Here is an 18366-nt window from a genome sequence, read left to right as displayed (position 1 = left end):
ATAGTGTTTAAAAGAATTTATTAGTGTTCCCTCTCCGAGCACAAGAGGTAGAGTCCGATCGGGTTTTAGGCGATCGCACTCTACCTCCTCTACCTCCTATTTGGGCTGGCTGGTATCTGCCAACATTTGGTTAACCATTTGCAAGTGCGCCTGAAGGTTCGGCAACTTCTGGGTGGCCCAAGCCTTCAAGTCGGCATCTTGTCCCTGTTGAGATTGAGCCTGAAACAAAGCAATAGCCTGATTGTGGCTCTCGATCATAGCCTGCTTGTAAGCAGTGTCAAAACTTGTACCGGAGAGTCCCGAAAGTCGCTCCATCAAAGCTGTGTTCTGGCTGCTCATTCCGGTTGGCAGTTTTACGCCTTTTTGCATTGCTACCTGCATCAGTTCTTGATTAGCCTGGGTGTGTTCCTCAACCATTTCTTGCCCGTATTGTTTCACACCTGGACTAGAACCGCGCTGCACTGCCAATCTGCCGAGTTCCACTTCCAGCATACCAATTTGACCTGCTTGCATGACAAAGTTTCTGTCTTGGCTGCTGAGAGAATTAGGCGAAGTTTCGCCACCTGTGGGAGTGTTGGGGGAACGGCTGGGAGTGTTGTTGATGGGGCTATTTGGAGAACGGCCGGGAGTGTTGTTGGTGGGGGTATTTGGAGTGTTGGGAGAACCGCCAGGATTGTTGTTGTTAGGATCTGTAACAGAAGGTCCCGGAGAATTAGGATCGTTTAAGTCGCTATCAGCAAGCTCAAAAACTCGATCGCCCGACTGGTTGAAGCCGTGAGTCTGGCGGTTTAATTCTGCAAATCCCGGCACAGCTATCAAGGAACTAACGCCGGCAATTCCGGCAACTGTTACCAATTTTTTGAACAAACTTTTGCGATTGAGTGAAGTCATGAATTTCTAAGCCTCTAAGTTGTTTTCAAAAGTACGCGCGTGCGAAGCTATCCCGTAGGGAATCGCCCGAAACTACCGATGGGATGGTGTACTGCCTTTCCGAAACAAGTTGATCAAACCAAATGCGCCCAAAGCACCCAGCCACCCGAAATTGTTGGGGCTATCGCGCCGAGCACTCAAAACTCCAGAATTAGTATCAGCCGGCGTCGATGTGGTATCGGTTGTACCGGTTGTACCCGTTGTACCCGTGCCAGTCGTACCCGTTATACCCGTGCCTGTCGTACCCGTTGTACCGGTTGTACCCGTGCCTGTCGTACCCGTTGTACCGGTTGTGCCAGTGCCTGTCGTATCGGTTGTACCGGTTGTGCCAGTGCCTGTCGTACCGGTTGTGCCAGTGCCTGTGGTATCGGTTGTATCGGTTGTACCCGTTGTGCCGGTGCCGGTTGTACCGGTTGTACCCGTTGTGCCGGTGCCGGTTGTATCGGTCGTACCCGTGCCGGTTGTATCGGTTGTACCAGTGCCGGTTGTATCGGTTGTACCAGTGCCCGTGGTATCGGTTGTACCGCTTGTACCAGTGCCTGTGGTATCGGTTGTACCGGTTGTGCCAGTGCCTGTGGTATCGGTTGTACCGCTTGTGCCAGTGGTATCAGTCGTACCGGTTGTACCGCTTGTACCAGTGGTATCAGTCGTACCGGTTGTACCGCTTGTACCAGTGCCAGTCGTACCGGTTGTACCGGTTGTACCCGTGCCTGTCGTACCGCTTGTACCGCTTGTACCCGTGCCTGTCGTACCGCTTGTACCGCTTGTACCAGTGCCAGTCGTATCGGTTGTACCGCTTGTACCAGTGCCAGTCGTACCGGTTGTACCGCTTGTACCAGTGGTATCAGTCGTACCGGTTGTACCGCTTGTACCCGTGCCTGTCGTACCGCCCGTGCCAGTTGTACCGCTTGTGCCAGTCGTACCGCTTGTGCCACTGCCGACGCTACCGCCTGCACCGCCGCCTGCACCGCCGCCTGCACCGCCTCCAGCACCGCCCGACTGGGCAGAAGCAGGCACTGCGAAGGAAACCGTTGCTAAACCTAAAGTACAAGCGCTGGCTAAAACAGCTTTCAACAATTTAGAAGATTTCATGGTAATGCTTGCTTTTACGTATAGTCTTGCGATCGCTTGTGATGCCAAAACCGCAGGGTCAAATTGACAGCGTAACGTGCAAATTTTCTAACCTTCGCTGCGGAATAATGAAGGTAAGGGAGCAAATTTAGTCCCGTTCCGTCGATTATTTTTACCTGAGTAATTACACCGCCGCGTTAACAGTTTATAAGCTATTACGTATGCTTCTATTTCGCCATTCATCTTTAGGAATATTTGGCAGAATGCCGTTTTATTTCAGGTGGTGGATGATATTTGATGGCGCGGCCGACTAGCTAAATTAAAATTTGTGTACGGGGGATAAAAAGCTGGTTGATCTGAAGAATTTTGGGTTGAGTAACGAGAGATATACGCATCAACCGGGTTTCTGAGACAAGCGCGCGGTTCTTCCTATAAATTTTCTCCGGCGGCTGGTGATTTGAGACAGAAATTCTTGATTTTCTCACCGTCAATTTTGGCAGATCACTCCGCCAGATGAGTTAGTTTAAATTTTTTTTGAGCGCTATTTTTCTTTAACTTGCTGCTGGCAATTTGGGCGCTGGCAGAATACCGCTTAAACTTTTTCAGGAAACTAAATTATCTCAAAACGCCCGATCGACCGTTTTGATTCGCCAAACCACCTGCGACCGCGCAACAGCAGGGCTTTGGACTGGATTTTGACTAGCCTAAAATAGGAAGGCGAACTGAGGGCTATCCAAGTCCAACCCGCATGAGATTACATTAACCAGCGACGGCGCCCTCGTCAGAATTGCTTGAGAGTGCGATCGGCTAAACTCTGATATAGTAAAGCCAAAACTATGCCAGATAGCGCTTATTTCCTAACACATTTCACAAGCAGACATCAAGTATGCTGTATCGAATTATTGCCAGAATAGGCTATCTCATGTTCATCGCTTTTTCTAAATTCGCAAGTGAAAAAGCCGAAATCAGATTAATGACTGTTTCAGAAAAGAAATTACCCCAACCCGGCTGAACCCGCAACGGCAAGTCAATTGCCTAAACAGTTCCCAAAAATTTTAATATTACATCTGTCTTCGGTATGAAAAAAATGCGGTTTAAAACTTGCTTTTAGAGAGAGGAAAGGAGTGGGTTCTAGTATATAAGATTTAATTTGTGTTTAATAATTAGAGGTCATTATGCCAGAACAACAATTTGATACCTTACCTTCAGAAGCACAAGAACTCCCCCAAGGAGCGAAACAAATTTTTCAGGCGGCTTTTAAGAGCGCTAGTGAAGATGGAATGAGCGCCGATGGTGCTACTAGCGTTGCTTGGAACAGCGTAAAATCTGAATACGTTCAAGGCGAAGGTGGCACGTGGCATCACAAGGGCGACGATACTAACCAAACCCGCAAATCTGTACAGTCTGGTGGCAATTAGTTATCAGCCATCAGTAATATCGTGTCCGCTAACATAACCCCTATCCGTTGTTTAGTGAGGACTTCATCCTCAAATTTTGAGGAAAACCAAGAGTCCTCACTACCAACCAATGGCAGTGACGTTATTCTAGCGGGCATGATATCATCAGTCATTAGCAATGTACTCATCAGTTGTGGTTAATGCTTGAGGTTGATAGCTGTGGGAATCGCGGCGGTACACCCGTTAATGCAGCCTGTTAATAGGCTGGCCCATATCCCATTGCAATTCGGCTAAAACGAGCAAGCTAAATATCATTAGGGTTCCCGTAAAGAGGAAAGACCAACTGCCCGTGAAAGGCAAAATCAAAATCCCCAAGAGGTGAAATAAACTTGCTGCTAAAAGCGCGCGCGATCGCACTGCCAATCCAGTCCCCAAATACCCTATTGCGCTCATTCCCAACCACAGGGGACAGAGATTCGCCAACAGTTTTCCCCAACTGAGAAAAATTGCTAAATCGGTCAGCAACAATCCTAATAACATTAGTATTACCCAACCGTAAAGCACCCAAATCAGGCGTTCTATTTTGACCCAAGAGTATGTCATGCTTACCATTGCTGCTGTACCTACGAGGCTGAGGGCTGACCACAAACCAGCTTGCAGCATCCAACTCACAGAAAAAAATTGTGCTGTGCCGAACATGGGTATTAACAGCAAGCTCCAAAGCAAGCAAGTTCGATCGAGACAAGTATAAAATTGTGAATAAAGTCGATCTTTGCCCAGGGGCAACTGAACCTGCCAAAGCCCTTCTAAATCCTGAACCTCAATGTTAAGCTGTTTCCGGCGCAGAGGCGGAACAGAATAATTAAAAAAGGTCATATCTGACAATATTAAAACTTACAATTATTTGCTTAGGTACTATCTCATCAGCAATCGCTATAATTGCAATCTGTCAATCGGATTAATCTAGTTAATTTGATAATCTGTCTGCAGTAATATTTATTTGCTCGCACGAGATAAAACAGGAAGAGAGAGATTGCAGAGTTTGATAAAATAGCTCTTGCGACAGATGGCTGGGATATTACTTATTCGATATTTTTAAAATAGTCAACTTTGTTACAGAATTTATGCTCACTTCATCCCATCCTCTGAAACAGGTATTCCACTGCCCGGAAGAATCGGATTTTTACTCGCACTGTTTGGAAAGTTTAGTGTTAAATGCTAGTGACAATTCTCGACTTATCGTAGAGTTTGGTTCAGGAGAGGGAAGTCCCGTTATTAAGTCTTTGCTGAGAAGTGATTTTGATGGGACAATACAGGGATTTGAGCTAAATAATGTAGCTTGGAAAATTGCTCAGTCTCAAATTAAGGAATATCAACTGATCGAAAAATACACGGTCAACAATTGCTCTTTTTTTGATTCGCCTTTATACGAGTCGGCGGATTGTGTCATCTCAAATCCGCCTTACTTGCCTGCGGTGGATGATAAAATTTACCAGCCGCTGTTGCACGGCGGGAGTGATGGTTCGACAATTGCTAAGAAACTTTTATCTTTGGGCTGCGATGAAGTTTTGCTGATGGTTTCTAGCTATTCTAATCCTGTGGGTTTGATCGATTATGCCTTGGATCGAGGCTACTCGGTTGCGAATTTTGAAATTGCACCTTTAACTTTTGGCTATTATAGTTCGGAACCCAAAGTGAAAAGCGCGATCGCCACTCTCAGAGAACAGGGAATGGCTTTTTATACGGAAAACATCTATCTGCTGGCTGGAGTTTTGTTTAAGAAGCACCAAAAGTCGCAAAGAGATTTGTCGATCGAGCTCATTCAGTTAATGACAGCTTTTTAAAATACAGCACGGCTCGATCGGAGGTTGTTTTATCGGTGGGGGCGGGTTTATTAGATTGTGGATTGAGCGGCAATTATTGTCTGTGAACCCGCCCCTACCCAACGGCAAATCCCCATCTATTTGTAGGGGCGGGTTCACCAACAATCTCAGTCTAAAATTGATAATTTGATAAACCCGCCCCCACCCAACGGCAAATCCCCATCTACGTGTTAATTCCGTTCAGCAGCTTGGATCGATCGCACTACAGCAGCCCCAGCCCGATCGCCGATCGACTTCTCCTGATCGTAGCCCAACACCAATTCCCAAGCCTCCTGCGGGTATCTATCAACCAGCGGGATCGCCACTTCATCCAACATCCAGCGGCCGTGACGTTCATCTTCTCGGATGTGCAGTTCCCAATAACCCATCGCAGCTTGCGAGAGGCCCAAACGCTGGGCGGCGGCTAGATAATTGCGGTAAGCAACGGGCCCCGCCACCTCAAAATAAGTGAGTCCGCCGTTGTAGCGCAGAAAATGGCGCTTGCGTTCCGTCAGCAGAAAGTTGTGATTAATGCTTGCGAGCACTTGCCAAGGCACTAAATCGAAGTACGCTTCCGGTTCCGTACTCATCCCGAATTCGGCCAGCATTTGAGCAAAAAAGGTCGAGTGCTTGCGGGGGAGACGACCGCCGCCGTATTCTTCGATCAGCACCCGCGTCAGGGTTGACTGAATTTCGTTGCCGGCACCGCCGATGATGCGAGAAACGCGGCTGGATTCAATTAAACCGTCGAAGGAGGCGATCGCCAGCAGGTGTTTGTATCCCTCTTCAGTCATCTGTTCCCGCAGGTAGCGATCGATAGGAGTGGGTTCTGGATCGACATCGACCGCCGCGCGATCGCGCAGAGCTTGCTTGACATCCTCGATGTTTTGCAACGCTGCAACGTCGATTTGGGCGATTTCCCACTGTTGCGAAGGTTCTTCGATGCGATCGCGCACAGAACGCAAATAGTGCGATCGTTCGTTATTGTAGCGGCGCAAATCGTCGTACCAAAACAAGTTGAGGCGGTTGATGCGGTAAAGTACGCGCTGCAAGAAGCGGTGAGCGGCCTCATCGCCCGGTTCCTGTTGGTAAGCTGCTTGAAGTGCATAGGCGATCGCGCTTTCAAAATCGCTGACAAGTAACGGTTTTGCCGCCACCGTCTTGTCTAAATCCTCGACTTCTAGCAAATTGACAAATTGCCGATCAGCTGCTTCGTAATTTGGGGGTGCGGGTTGCTTTTTGGGAAGACTCGGCGAGTCGGAAGAAGGAAGTATCTCTAGGGTGTTTTGCATGGAATAAAGTTATGCTAACTCTAATTATTGTGGTGCCTGCCCAAACAGCCAACCGTTACAGATTGCTGAGGATAATGGCTACTTTTCTTGAAGATAGCTAATCTGTCAGCCGGATACACCTTTCTATTGATAGAGATTTGACCAAAATCTATTTGGTCACAACTGCCCCGATTCATTCCGAAAGCATGGTGACTGACGGAGACTTTATCAAACTCCGCAAAGTAATTGGGGCTAATATCTCGGCATCTTTTGGAGCCGGCACTGCTTCCCGCCACGCTTTGATACCGCCTGAAAGGACAACAACATTCAGGCTAATATCCTTAATCTTATTAGTCTCATTTCCTCCCGATTCTTGGGAATACCGAGCGAATTTTTCCAACTGTTTGTATGCTTTAACCGATCGCCCTCCTCTGGCACAGTAAAGTACAATTACGGGCTGAGTTCGCTCAGATTTAACCCTAGCTTTTACAATGGATTGAATCTGCTTGACACCGAACCCCATCTCAATATCAATTATGGGAACAAGGGGACTTTCACCGATGCGGTCTTCCGCGTATTCTTCGGGCGATCACACATCAATCAAAATCACTGGTTTCAACTCACCCTGCTGCAATTGAGCGACAGTTACTTGTTTCGTATTTAAACTGGCGATAAAAGTTAGGATATCCATGTGATGAAATAGGGAAACTGCACTCAGAGAAGCAACACTCGTCAAGCCAAAACCCATAATTACTCGCAAAAGGCGTGAATAGCGATTAATACCTGGTTTTGCATTTTCATCTAGCATTTTTCATCATCCGAGAAAATGGAAAGAATATTTGTCCGACATATCCAGCAGGCATAGAATCAGAGATTCCATATTTATGAGGCATTTTTTTCGCTGGCATATACATAGTGCCAAATAGCAAATCTAACAGTGGCAACTGAACAGCAAAGTTTTTGGTGTTGATTCCGGGAATTTTACTGTGATGCCAGTGATGAAATTGTGGGGTCGCTACGAACCATTTTAGAATGCCAAATCTTACTTTAAGATTAGAATGAATCAAGAAAGCGATCGCCGCCGAATAAAGAGCATAAACCACCAAACTGTCCTTAGTAAATCCCAACCAGTAAAGAGGCATAATTTTGCAAATCTGAGTAAAAATTTGCTCGCAGGGATGCACCCGCACTGCTGCTAACCAATCCATGTGTTCAATGCTGTGATGGACTGCGTGAAATTGCCAAAGCCAGGGTACTTCATGCAGTAGTCTGTGAGCGAAATAATATGCCATATCGGAAACGATAACTGCTTCTGCAAACTGCAACCATACAGGTTGAGAGGCTACTTTGCTTTGCAATTCCGGGTTGAGTAAATTAGTTATCAGCGACAAAATTACAGCCACAACAATAGCGCCTAATCTGCCAATAAAGTGACCTGTAAAAAAATAAGTGGCATCGGTTGCCCATCCGAGACGGAATATCTTTTGCTTGTGCAAGGATAAGACTCTTTCGAGGGGAATGAAGATGCAAGCTAAGATGATGAACCCTTTGACAATTTCTGGCATAATCTTGCTCGCGATTTACTTACTCACTTCTACTGTCCCATCACCGCAAGCTAATTTAGTGTTAATATTTATTGGAGCAGCAGGTGGAGTTGGACTATCAGATTTGGCGATACATAATATAGTTAGCATCGTACTTGTATCGGCAGCTTTCTTACCATTTGCAAGAGGAGTGGGTACTAAAAAAACAGCTCCGACAACGCTCTTAATATCCTTTTGTACCGTGCGGTCTACGCCGTAACTAAAGGCAGCTTTTTTACCAGCAATTACTGAATAATTGTAGTTGGTTGTTTGAGGCTTAATGCCAAGATCGAGGGCATCAAAGGAAGTTGCAAAAACACCTTTTTCGGCAAAATAAGCTTGTTGAGCGCGGTTCATTGACCTAACATATTGTTTAGCTTCTGACTGCTTCGCTTTGCCGCCGCCACAAGAGAACAGATTCGGCAACGCGAGCGCAACAAGTATTATGCTAGCCAGAGGAAAATAAATAAAAGTTATTCTCAGTAAAGTTTCTACCCATGATTTACGTTTTTTGTCCGCGAGAATCTTTTTTTCTAAAGATTCCGCTTTTTTATCGAGTGCATCGAGTTGAGGATTTTTCTTAAGCTGCATGATTGTTCTTCAAATGTGTTAGCCGATTAGTTGTCCAGCGAGTAATGATTGGAGGAGAGGCGCGACAATATTCAGGTTTCAGGTAAATGCCTCATTGAGGTTAAACTGAATATATCACTGAGTGCGGCGGGGTATGCAAACCTCGCATATTGTGCCTTGCTTCTATTCTATCTCTATTAAATCACCAGGCTATTTGAGAACTCGACTGACTTTTCATCGACTTCTCATCGACTTTAGACATCACTGGCATTTAATAGGGCGTGTGACTATAATCGAAGAAATAATTAGAGGAACGGTAAGTTATGGCAGTGCAGTTGCTCAAAAGACTTTTCACCGTAGAAGAATACCATCTGATGGGTAAAGCTGGTATTCTTTCAGAGGGCGATCACGTAGAATTGATAGAAGGAGAACTTGTTCAAATGGCCGCAATTGGAACTCGTCACGCAGGTTGTGTTAACCGCCTTACCCGACTCTTTTGCCGGCTTCCAGAAGAAAGGGCGATTGTGACTGTACAAAACCCCATTCAAGTCAGCCAGCGAACCGAACCGCAACCCGATCTAGTATTGCTGCAACCTCGCGCCGATTACTATTCAACCGCCCATCCTGTCCCATCCGAAGTTTTACTGTTAATAGAAGTAGCTGACACTTCAATAGATTATGACAGAGACGTGAAACTTCCTATTTATGCTCGATCGCAAATTCAGGAAGTCTGGATTGTCAATTTACAGGAAAACTGCTTGGAAGTTTACCGCCAGCCAACGGTTAACGGTTACAGTTTAATCCTCATGTTTTGGCGGGGCGACGAAGTTTCGCCCCTGGCTTTTCCCGAATTTGTAGTTAGTGTGGATTTGGCGATCGGGTAAATAGGGATTATTTGCAGTCAAGGCGATCGCGAAAATACTCCTGATACAAATTGCATCTCGCACTGCAATAATTGCCCTCCAGTTTCACCAAGCCCATACTGTTTAATTTGAACGCCAATTCTAGCCTCAATCTGACTGGCTTTGATACACTCGAAACCTCTCTCATCGCCTCGATTAATTCTGGATATTTTTCTAAATTCCACAAATGCCGACGCAAATGATCGCTGTAAATCCCTGCCTCCGTTGTCGCCGATTTCAGCAATTGATTTAAAGTCACATCTTGACGGGAAATGCGATACATTGCCAGCCGCACTAAATAGGGATGTCCTCCTACTAACGCCATCAATTCGGCAACTTCTGTATCAACCCAATTCAGTCCGTGTCGCGCTGCTAACTCTTGCACTTGCGTGGAATTAAACTCCGGTAATTCAATCGGTAAACCTACATTAAACGGTGATTTATTCACATCCAGCGGAATATAAACTTCTGTTGAATGCACCACAATTAAACGAAACTTTTTCCAAATATCTCGCCGTTTTGCTTCTTCGTGTAAAGCTCGCAATAACCCAAAAAAGTCGTCTGCAATTTCCGGGGATTCAAACAGGCGATCGCTTTCATCCAAGCCTAATGTCAGAGGTTTTGAGGATTCTGACAGCAAATACTGTTCAAAATAAGCCTTGCAGCACTGATTGCTGCCAATTAAATCGGCTAATTCCCAACACTTTGGCAACTGTTCCAGCATTCCTAACTCTTGACCGATGCTAGCACAAAACCACTGCAAAAATGTGTTTGAATTAGCGAATATTTTCCTATTGGCTAGCTGAAAACTCAGCGCTACCGTGCGAGAACCTTGCACTTCTGCGTGATGCAAAATCCTCGCCATCAAGGAAGTTTTGCCCATTTGTCTGGGTGCTTTGATGCGGATCAGTGCTCCCGGTTGGGCGATCGTCTCGTAACAGCGGGATTCGATCGGAGGGCGATCGATATAAAAACAAGAAGTGAGTTCAACTTGTCCTCCCGGCAATTCTGGCGGCGCTGCTGGCAGGGGTTGAATTATTGACTGTTTGGTGCTAGTAATTACTTGCCATTCTACAGCTAATTCATGGTCGGCAGTTAACGATGTGCGACCTTCTTTGATAATGGTTAAAATTTGTGATATTAACTTAAATGACTCGCCAACACCGCGCCACAGCCAGGGCTGAATTCCTGCTAAATAGCTCAGTAAATCAAAAGAAAGCGGTGTATTTAATTCAACTAAAATCGGTAAAATTGCTGGTTTATGAGCAGTTGAATTGTGCAATTCTTTGGCTAGCTGCACTTGTTCCAATATCATTTCGCTAGCGGCCGATTCTTCGGAAATAAGCAACAGCAAATAATCGCAACGCTTTAAATATGAGGCTGAGTCGCTGCTGTTGTTAATAAAAAAGACTTCGTGGCCTCCCGCACTCAAAGCTTGGTGTAACTGCTGGGGAAGGGTTTTGTGTGAGGTCGATCGGACGATCGCCACTTTTGCCCTCACCAGCACTACCTCCTCTGGCTCTGAATTCGCGTCAAAATCGGCTATATCGCGCCATTCCTGGCCCAATCCGCGACAAATTTCGATGAAATTTGCATAATCCACAGGTTTGCCATTCAGAAAATGGCTGACGGTAGATTGCGCCATCCCTAAATCCTCAGCCAGGATTTTCTGACTGGGAAAGCCATTTCTCAGGAGACAGGATTTAACTGCGCGAATGCACTCTTCGCGCACCCTTAGCGATCGTGGCATTGCTTATCACAATCAAAACACTGAAACCATCATAAATGCCAACCGCCCCTAAAGTCGATGAAAAGTCGATGAAAAGTCGATGATTTTTCAAATAACTCAGTCGCCAACTCAAATAGCCACCTGATTAGATTAGAAATAACAAGGTTGAATCCCATCAAAACGAGGTAAAAGCATTGTGTATTCTATCCTAATTTGGTCGCTGGCCTCAGCCACTAATCAACCAGGTTTCGCCTTCACGCCGCCCCTATTCTGGCTGCTGCTGGGAGTTGTGCTTAGTGCGATCGAGTTATTAATCATCAAAACTCAGCCCCAGAAATACAGGTTTTACGTGCTAATGATGGGAGCTTCTGCTTTAATTGAATCCTTTATTTTGTGGAGAGGATCTATAGCATTTCAGTTTAGTTGGGCAAATATAATGTATGAAGACTTTGACTGGCAAATCTTCTACTGGATGGGGATAGCCCTCGCGCTGAGCATCTGGATTCGACCGATTTTTATTGTTCGCAAAAAGTTTGTGATTCCCGAAGCCACGGAAGCGACAACAATCTCCGAAATTTTCCCCGGAGAAACCGGAATGGTGATTTATGAAGGGGCTTCGTGGAAAGCTCGCAATGAAGATTCCCAAGGGGCGATCGCACCCAGACAAAAAGTTTATGTTTTGCGCCGCGAAGGAAACACGCTGATTGTTGTACCTGACAGATTAATTCACATCAACGGCTAAACCTTAGCCGCAACCTCAATTCCTCTTTAGTTCACAGCTTAAAATTACCAGGAGATTCATTATGTATCAGTATTTTTTGATGGTGTTGTTTGCAATTACCGGAGTATCCTTAGCCAGCAGCGTCAAAATCGTCCGTCAAGGAGATGAGGCCTTAGTTGAAATTTTCGGGAAGTACGATCGCAAAAAACTCGAACCTGGTTTGACTTTTTTGATTCCCTTCGTCGAAACAGTCGCCTATAAACAAACTCTGCGCGAGCAAATTTTAAACTTGCCACCGCAAGAATGCACAACGCGCGATCGCCTTGCCATCACCGTTGAGTTTATTGTTTACTGGCGAATAATTGACTTAGAAAAAGCTTCCTACAAAGTGCAGAATCTCAAGGAAGCGATGTTAAATATGCTGATTCTTTCAATTCGGACTCACATTGCGACATTATCTCTGGAGGAACTTTACACGGCTCGCCATGAAATCAATAATGCTTTAGTAGAGGAGTTGGATACAGCGACTGATCCTTGGGGTGTGAAGTTTACGAGAGTGGAATTGCGCGATTTTGCGATCGGCAGTAAAGTGGTTCAGCCGACATCAATTGAGCGGAAAGAGGTACAAAAGCTGCGAGCTTAAGGATTAGTATTTCCTCCTTTTCCTCGTTACCAGGCCGAGCCTGGTAACGCAGATCCAGAGCCTTTGTCTCGCCGACTTTAATTCGCATTCTATCTACCATTTAAGGAGAAAATACCATGACTAAATATCAAGGATCAAGTATTAGCAACTTAGCTTGTAAAGGTTGCGGGTGCTTATTGCTTTTAATGGGAATTGTAGTAATTGGCGCGATCGCTCTGCCATCATTTCTTGCTGGCCCGCAAGATAAGACTAGGACATTGGAAGCAAAACAGTATGTTAGCTCAATGAACCGCGCACAGCAAGCCCTATTTATAGAAAAAAATACTTTTGGTACTTCTGTTGATGCTTTAGGACTTGGCATTAAAACAGAGACAACAAATTTTAAGTATTCAATTCGTGCCACTAAGAAAGCAGCATTTAATTATGGAGTATCCAATAAAAAAGACTTAAAAAGTTTTGTCGGCGGTGTCTTTCTAGTTCCTGCTAAGAACTTTGAGCCAAATGCTGCTAAAGAGGAAATAACTACAACGTCCATATTGTGCCAAGCTGATTCTCCCGGTATAATTAAACCAGCGGAACCCACCTATGAAAATGGTAAAATTGCTTGTGGTAAAGGCACAAAAGAATGGCCCCAATAATCTAACTATATGCAATATAATGACGGTCGATTACAATATCAAATCGACATTTAATTGAAATTTGCAGAACTAAAGTTTTTACAACGAATAGAGAGGATACAAAACAATGAGTCAACAAAATTATAAATCAGCTAGCCTTGCATCGAATGTTGGTGGATGCTTAGTGAGTTTAATGGTGATGGGAGTATTGGCTTGGGTATTTGTTGTGCCATCCTTTCAGGTTAGGGTTAGGATCAACAAGCAATGGGAACCCAGAGATTATATTAGCTTAATCAACAAACGTCAGCAAGCCTATTTTGCCGAAAAAAGTGTTTTTAGCACTTCTGTTAAGGCTTTAGAAATTCGCATTATTAAAACCGAGACTGAAAATTACAAATATTCCCTTGTCACCACAAAAAAAGCAACATTTAATTATGGAGTCTCAAAGCAAAAAGACCTTAAAAGCTTTGTCGGTGGGGTTTTTGTAATTCCTGCTCCAAAAGTTGAGTCAAATGCTTCTAAAAATAAACTAACGACCACATCTATATTGTGCGGAGCTGATTCTGCTGGTACAATTCAACCACCAGAACCAACTTATCAAAATGGTAAAATTGCTTGTGCTACAGGCACCATAGAACTGAGACAAAGTTATCAATAGAGGCAATATAATGACAGTCGATTACCACTATCAAATCGGCGGCAGTCTCCCGCAAAATGCACCTACTTATGTAGTGCGACAAGCTGACTCAGAACTTTATCAAGCCCTCAAAGCTGGAGAGTTTTGTTACGTGCTCAATTCCCGACAAATGGGCAAATCCAGTTTGCTAGTGCGAACTGTACAAAAACTCTCGGCTGATGGCATTGCCTGTGCTACGATCGACCTTTCGGACATTGGCAACCAGCAAGTCTCTCTAGATAAGTGGTACGGAGGCGTCGCTTACAAACTCTTGTGCAGCTTCAACCTGTTTAACCCAGTCGAGTTTATGACTTGGTGGCGGGAGAGAGAGTTGATGCCGCCGGTGCAGCGCTTAGGAGAGTTAATTGAAGAGTTGCTGCTGGTCAAAATTTCTCAAAACATGGTCATTTTTATTGATGAAATTGATAGCGTTCTGAGTTTCCAAGAACCGCTAGACGATTTTTTTGCATTAATTAGATGTTGCTACAATAAACGCGCTCACAATTCAGAATACCAGCGCATTACATTTGCTTTGCTGGGAGTAGCTACGCCATCGGATTTAATTAGCGATGCAACTCGCACGCCCTTTAATATCGGTTTAGCAATTGAATTGCACGGTTTTACATTACAGGAAGCTCTGCCTTTAGCAAAGGGGTTTGAGGGAAAAGTAGACAATCCTCAAGAGGTTTTAAAAGAGATTTTGGATTGGACTGGAGGGCAGCCTTTTCTGACTCAAAAGCTTTGCAAGCTGATTTTGCACAATGTAAAAAGCTTAGCATCGGCTTCTATTATATCAGACTTAACGGATGAAAGCCAAACTAAAAATTTTACTACAAATCAATTATTAATTAGCGACATAGTGCAATCACATATTATTGATAATTGGGAATCATCCGATGAACCAGTACACATCAAAACAATTCGCGATCGCCTTCTCCGAAGTCAGCACCGCGCCAGTAGGTTATTAGGACTATATCAAAAAATATTGCCACTTTCAGAACCCCCCTTGTTAAGGGGGGCAGGAGGGATCAGCGCCGATGATACTCCCGAACAAACTGAATTGCGATCCAGCGGAAATCAGCAATTTTCAGAACTCCCGTTGTTAAAGGAGGGTGCGGGAATTGGGGCGGATGATACTCCCGAACAAACAGAATTGCGGCTGAGCGGATTAGTAGTAAAACGAGCCGGAAAATTAACCGTATCCAACCGCATTTACGCAGCTATATTCAGCCATGACTGGGTAGAAAAAGCGCTCGGCGACTTGCGCCCCTATGCCGAATCTCTAACAGCATGGGTAGCGACAAATTGTCAAGACGAATCTCGATTGTTGCGCGGTCAAGCACTCGAAGATGCTAGAAAATGGGCTGCCAATAAAAGCTTGAGCACCCAAGATTATCAATTTTTAGGTGCGAGTCAAGAAGCGGAATTTGCCAAATTGCGCGATCGCGAAAAACAAACTCAAACGGAAATTGAACAACTGCGCCGTGAAAAAAAGTTACTAGAGGAACTAAGCGAAGCACAAAAGCAGAAAAAAGCGATTGCAGTTAAACTTTGGCGCGAGCAACAACTGAGAGTGCAAACAGTTACAGGAGCCGCAGTCATATTAATATCAATCCTGATAGTAGCCTTTTGGGTAAAACCGTCAATCGAAGAAAGAAACAACAAAATTCTCACTCTCAGTTTGCTATCAGAAACACTATTTGCTGCCGATAAAAAAGAGGAAGCTTTGCTAGAAAGCATCAGAGCTGTTACAGAAATGAAACGATCGCTCGGAGTGAGTTCAGATATTCAGATGCGAGTGGCGATCGCCCTAGAACAGGCAGTTTACAACTTTCGGGAACGCCGCCGCTTGCAGACTCAAGCCAGTACCCTTGCTTTCGCGAGTTTCAGTCCCGACAGTCAAACGATTGTGACTGCTACGGATGATAATTATATCAAACTTTGGCAAGCTAATGGAACTTTGCAAGCAACATTAACAGGGCATACGGATAAAATTATCAGGGCAATCTTCAATCCTAATGGTCAAATTATTGTTTCAGCCAGCAACGACCAAACTGTCAAAATTTGGCAAAAAAATGGCGAATTACTTCATGATTTAAAAGGACATAGCGGTCAAATAACCAGCGTCTCTTTGAGTCCAGATGGTAAAATACTTGCTTCAGCAAGTGCCGATGGAACAGTTAAACTATGGAAAATAAACGGGGAAGAATTGCCAAGTTTAAAAGTGGAGCGAGGTTGGATAACCAGCACGAGTTTTAGCCCAGATGGTCAGATAATTGCTGCGGCTGGCACTGATGGCACTGTTAAACTTTGGAGTTTGAGAAAGGTTACGGAAAAGTTGCAAAAACAGCAGTCACTCGAAGGCAGCACCGATATCAAATTGCTCCGAAGTTTACAGATGGAAAGTGATAAAATTATGAGTGTAACTTTCAGTCCCGACGGAGCAATGCTGGCGGCTGCAAGTGCTGGGGGAACTGCGAGAATTTGGAGCAAAGACGGCATACCGCTAAGTATTTTAAAGCATACAAGTGGAGTGACAAATATCAGCTTTAGTCCCGACAGTCAAATGTTGCTATCTGCAAGCACAGACAAAATGCTGAGGCTGTGGAACATTGACGGTACATTGCTCAAAACTTTAAAAGGTAACAAGGATGCTGTGTGGAGTGCGAGTTTTAGTCCAGACGGTAAAGCGATCGCTAGTGCTAGTGCTGACGGTACTGTGATGCTGTGGAATTTTAATCTTGACGATTTGTTGCTGCAGGGTTGCGATGGAGCCCGCAATTATTTTCAGACAAATCCGATCGCAAATCAAAACAATCGCCACCTCTGCGACGGGATTGGAACTCAGTCGGAACTCACGCAAAAAAAACCGGGTTAAGAGTCAATCGATTTTAGATTTTAGATTTTAGATTTTAGATTTTAGAATTGAAGCATTGACCCCACGGATAAATTCGGGGGGCAAGTTTCATCGGATACAGGTTTTTTATTTCTGGACGGATGAATCAGGGGGCTTGTATCCTGGATGCTTGCGGTCAAAATGTTGAGTTTGGCAGCAAAGTATTTAGGCAGAAACTGGCTTTTTGACCAAAAATTTCAAAGGTGGTACCCGCCACGTGATTTATCCGGGGAATCAATCCAAAATCTAAAATCTAAAATCCTCGAGCCCCCGCATTTATCCGTGGGCTCAATCTAAAATCTAAAATCTAAAATCTAAAATCGATTGACCGCCCCTGCGTCTAGGGCTGATATGGTTAAAATTGGTAGCAGCTAATAGGTAATAGGTCAGCCCGATCGGTGTATTCAACTCTAGAACAAAAATACCAGCGCCTGCAAAAAGACTTAAGAAACGGAGTCATCGCCCTGGGCGGCATTGTATGCACGGGTACTCTCTGGTATTGGCAGGTGGAAAAATGGTCTTTGCTAGATGCCGTTTACATGACAGTATTTACCCTAGCAACTGTGGGCTACGGTGAACTTAACCCCCTCGGCAAACGCGGGCGAATGTTTACTATATGCCTAATTTTGATGGGTGTGATTGTGATAGGTTTCATCGTCAACCGCTTTACAGAAGCGCTGATTGAAGGATATTTTCAAGAAGGAGCAAGAATTAGGCAGCAGCGGCGATTGGTAGATTCTTTGATCGGGCATTACATTCTCTGCGGTTTTGGGCGCACTGGCCGCCAAATTGCCTTGGAGTTTCAGGCAGAAAATATTCATTTTGTGGTGATAGATTCGGCGGTACAGTCGGTTGAGGCAGCTTTGGCGCTGGGGTACACGGCTGTCCAAGGAGACGCGACACTCGATGAAATATTGCTGAGTGTGGGGATCGATCGCGCAATTTGCATAGTAGCAGCTTTGCCTTCGGATGCCGAGAATTTATACACTGTCCTGTCAGCGAAAACTCTGAATCCGAAGGTACGGGCGATCGCCCGCGCCACCACAGAAGAAGCCGTAAAGAAGTTGCAGCGGGGCGGGGCCGATGCCGTCGTATCCCCCTACATTACCGGCGGAAAGCGCATGGCGGCGGCGGCTTTGCGGCCTCAAGTTATGGATTTTTTAGACGGTGTTTTGACGGGTACGGAGAGTTCTTTTTACATGGAAGAATTTCTCGTCGATCCCAATAGTTGTGTCTACGTTGGGCAAACTTTGAGAAATGCCAAGTTGCGATCGCAATCGGGGGCTTTGGTTTTAGCGGTGCGGCGTGCTGGCGGGACTTTGATTGTGGGGCCTACGGGAGAAACTGCGATCGAAGGAGGAGATATGCTGATTTGTTTGGGCACTGCACAACAACTGCGAACTCTCAATCAAATCCTCAGCCCCCTGAGTTTTCGCCTCCCCCGGCCTCCCAAGTAGTCGCCCGGTAATTACCTATGAGAAATGAGAACTTCTGCCGA

At 45.1% G+C, this 18366-nt stretch carries 17 protein-coding genes and 1 pseudogene; 9 read left to right on the top strand and 9 right to left on the bottom strand.

Annotation, left to right across the window (positions count from 1 at the left end; genetic code table 11):
• Nucleotides 1–96 precede the first annotated feature (96 nt).
• Nucleotides 97–891, bottom strand: coding sequence for a DUF4142 domain-containing protein (locus tag QUB77_RS01060; protein WP_333169702.1), 795 nt, complete (start codon nt 889–891; stop codon nt 97–99).
• A gap of 72 nt (nt 892–963) precedes the next feature.
• Nucleotides 964–2022 carry a hypothetical protein gene (locus tag QUB77_RS01055; protein ID WP_333169699.1) on the bottom strand — a complete coding sequence of 353 codons (1059 nt, stop codon included), beginning with the start codon at nt 2020–2022 and terminating at the stop codon, nt 964–966.
• A 1154-nt stretch (nt 2023–3176) separates the two neighbouring features.
• Between QUB77_RS01055 and QUB77_RS01050 the strand changes: the two genes are divergently transcribed.
• The gene (locus QUB77_RS01050) at nt 3177–3419 is read left to right on the top strand and encodes a ChaB family protein (RefSeq protein ID WP_190662935.1); all 243 of its coding nucleotides are present in this window, start codon (nt 3177–3179) and stop codon (nt 3417–3419) included.
• Between the two features lie 222 nt (nt 3420–3641).
• On the opposite strand, the gene QUB77_RS01045 is transcribed toward QUB77_RS01050, so the two are convergent.
• Nucleotides 3642–4274, bottom strand: a complete 633-nt coding sequence (locus QUB77_RS01045; protein ID WP_333169698.1) for a hypothetical protein — start codon at nt 4272–4274, stop codon at nt 3642–3644.
• A gap of 248 nt (nt 4275–4522) precedes the next feature.
• Between QUB77_RS01045 and QUB77_RS01040 the strand changes: the two genes are divergently transcribed.
• On the top strand, nt 4523–5242 hold the full coding sequence (locus tag QUB77_RS01040; protein ID WP_333169696.1) for an SAM-dependent methyltransferase: 720 nt from the start codon (nt 4523–4525) through the stop codon (nt 5240–5242).
• 209 nt (nt 5243–5451) lie between these two features.
• Here the strand turns inward: QUB77_RS01040 and QUB77_RS01035 are convergent, their stop codons facing one another.
• The 5 genes and pseudogenes from QUB77_RS01035 to QUB77_RS01015 all read right to left on the bottom strand — a co-directional run bounded on the left by QUB77_RS01035 (nt 5452) and on the right by QUB77_RS01015 (nt 8705).
• Nucleotides 5452–6552: an iron-containing redox enzyme family protein gene (locus QUB77_RS01035; protein ID WP_333169693.1), complete on the bottom strand. Its 1101-nt coding sequence runs from the start codon at nt 6550–6552 to the stop codon at nt 5452–5454.
• A 172-nt stretch (nt 6553–6724) separates the two neighbouring features.
• Nucleotides 6725–7105: pseudogene (locus QUB77_RS01030) on the bottom strand (hypothetical protein); the annotation flags it as partial.
• Between the two features lie 15 nt (nt 7106–7120).
• The gene (locus QUB77_RS01025) at nt 7121–7339 is read right to left on the bottom strand and encodes a hypothetical protein (protein ID WP_333169690.1); all 219 of its coding nucleotides are present in this window, start codon (nt 7337–7339) and stop codon (nt 7121–7123) included.
• The gene (locus QUB77_RS01020) at nt 7329–8096 is read right to left on the bottom strand and encodes a sterol desaturase family protein (protein ID WP_333169687.1); all 768 of its coding nucleotides are present in this window, start codon (nt 8094–8096) and stop codon (nt 7329–7331) included. Before QUB77_RS01020 ends, QUB77_RS01025 begins: the two co-directional genes overlap by 11 nt.
• A 15-nt stretch (nt 8097–8111) precedes the next feature.
• On the bottom strand, nt 8112–8705 hold the full coding sequence (locus tag QUB77_RS01015) for a type IV pilin-like G/H family protein (protein ID WP_333169684.1): 594 nt from the start codon (nt 8703–8705) through the stop codon (nt 8112–8114).
• A gap of 302 nt (nt 8706–9007) precedes the next feature.
• Between QUB77_RS01015 and QUB77_RS01010 the strand changes: the two genes are divergently transcribed.
• Complete coding sequence (locus QUB77_RS01010) at nt 9008–9568, top strand: Uma2 family endonuclease (RefSeq protein WP_333169681.1); 561 nt, start codon at nt 9008–9010, stop codon at nt 9566–9568.
• Nucleotides 9569–9575: 7 nt separating this feature from the next.
• Here QUB77_RS01010 and QUB77_RS01005 read toward each other — a convergent pair whose 3' ends face one another.
• Nucleotides 9576–11336 (bottom strand): AAA-like domain-containing protein, encoded by a 1761-nt coding sequence (locus tag QUB77_RS01005; RefSeq protein ID WP_333169677.1) that lies wholly within the window; start codon nt 11334–11336, stop codon nt 9576–9578.
• Between the two features lie 175 nt (nt 11337–11511).
• Here QUB77_RS01005 and QUB77_RS01000 point away from each other — a divergent pair, with 175 nt between their 5' ends.
• The 6 genes from QUB77_RS01000 to QUB77_RS00975 all read left to right on the top strand — a co-directional run bounded on the left by QUB77_RS01000 (nt 11512) and on the right by QUB77_RS00975 (nt 18325).
• Nucleotides 11512–12057, top strand: coding sequence for an NfeD family protein (locus tag QUB77_RS01000; protein ID WP_333169676.1), 546 nt, complete (start codon nt 11512–11514; stop codon nt 12055–12057).
• A gap of 61 nt (nt 12058–12118) precedes the next feature.
• The gene (locus QUB77_RS00995) at nt 12119–12679 is read left to right on the top strand and encodes an SPFH domain-containing protein (protein WP_333169673.1); all 561 of its coding nucleotides are present in this window, start codon (nt 12119–12121) and stop codon (nt 12677–12679) included.
• 116 nt (nt 12680–12795) lie between these two features.
• On the top strand, nt 12796–13317 hold the full coding sequence (locus QUB77_RS00990; RefSeq protein ID WP_333169672.1) for a type IV pilin-like G/H family protein: 522 nt from the start codon (nt 12796–12798) through the stop codon (nt 13315–13317).
• Between the two features lie 106 nt (nt 13318–13423).
• On the top strand, nt 13424–13954 hold the full coding sequence (locus tag QUB77_RS00985) for a type IV pilin-like G/H family protein (protein WP_333169670.1): 531 nt from the start codon (nt 13424–13426) through the stop codon (nt 13952–13954).
• Nucleotides 13955–13964: 10 nt separating this feature from the next.
• Entirely contained in the window at nt 13965–16850 is a 2886-nt protein-coding gene (locus tag QUB77_RS00980) for an AAA-like domain-containing protein (protein ID WP_333169668.1), read from the top strand.
• Nucleotides 16851–17266: 416 nt separating this feature from the next.
• Complete coding sequence (locus QUB77_RS00975) at nt 17267–18325, top strand: potassium channel protein (protein WP_333169664.1); 1059 nt, start codon at nt 17267–17269, stop codon at nt 18323–18325.
• Nucleotides 18326–18366 lie beyond the last annotated feature (41 nt).

This window comes from Microcoleus sp. AT9b-C3 (assembly GCF_036705485.1).
Taxonomy (GTDB): domain Bacteria; phylum Cyanobacteriota; class Cyanobacteriia; order Cyanobacteriales; family Microcoleaceae; genus Microcoleus.
The sequence above is the reverse complement of the archived record's forward strand: the minus strand, read 5'-3'. Positions and strand labels throughout refer to the sequence as shown.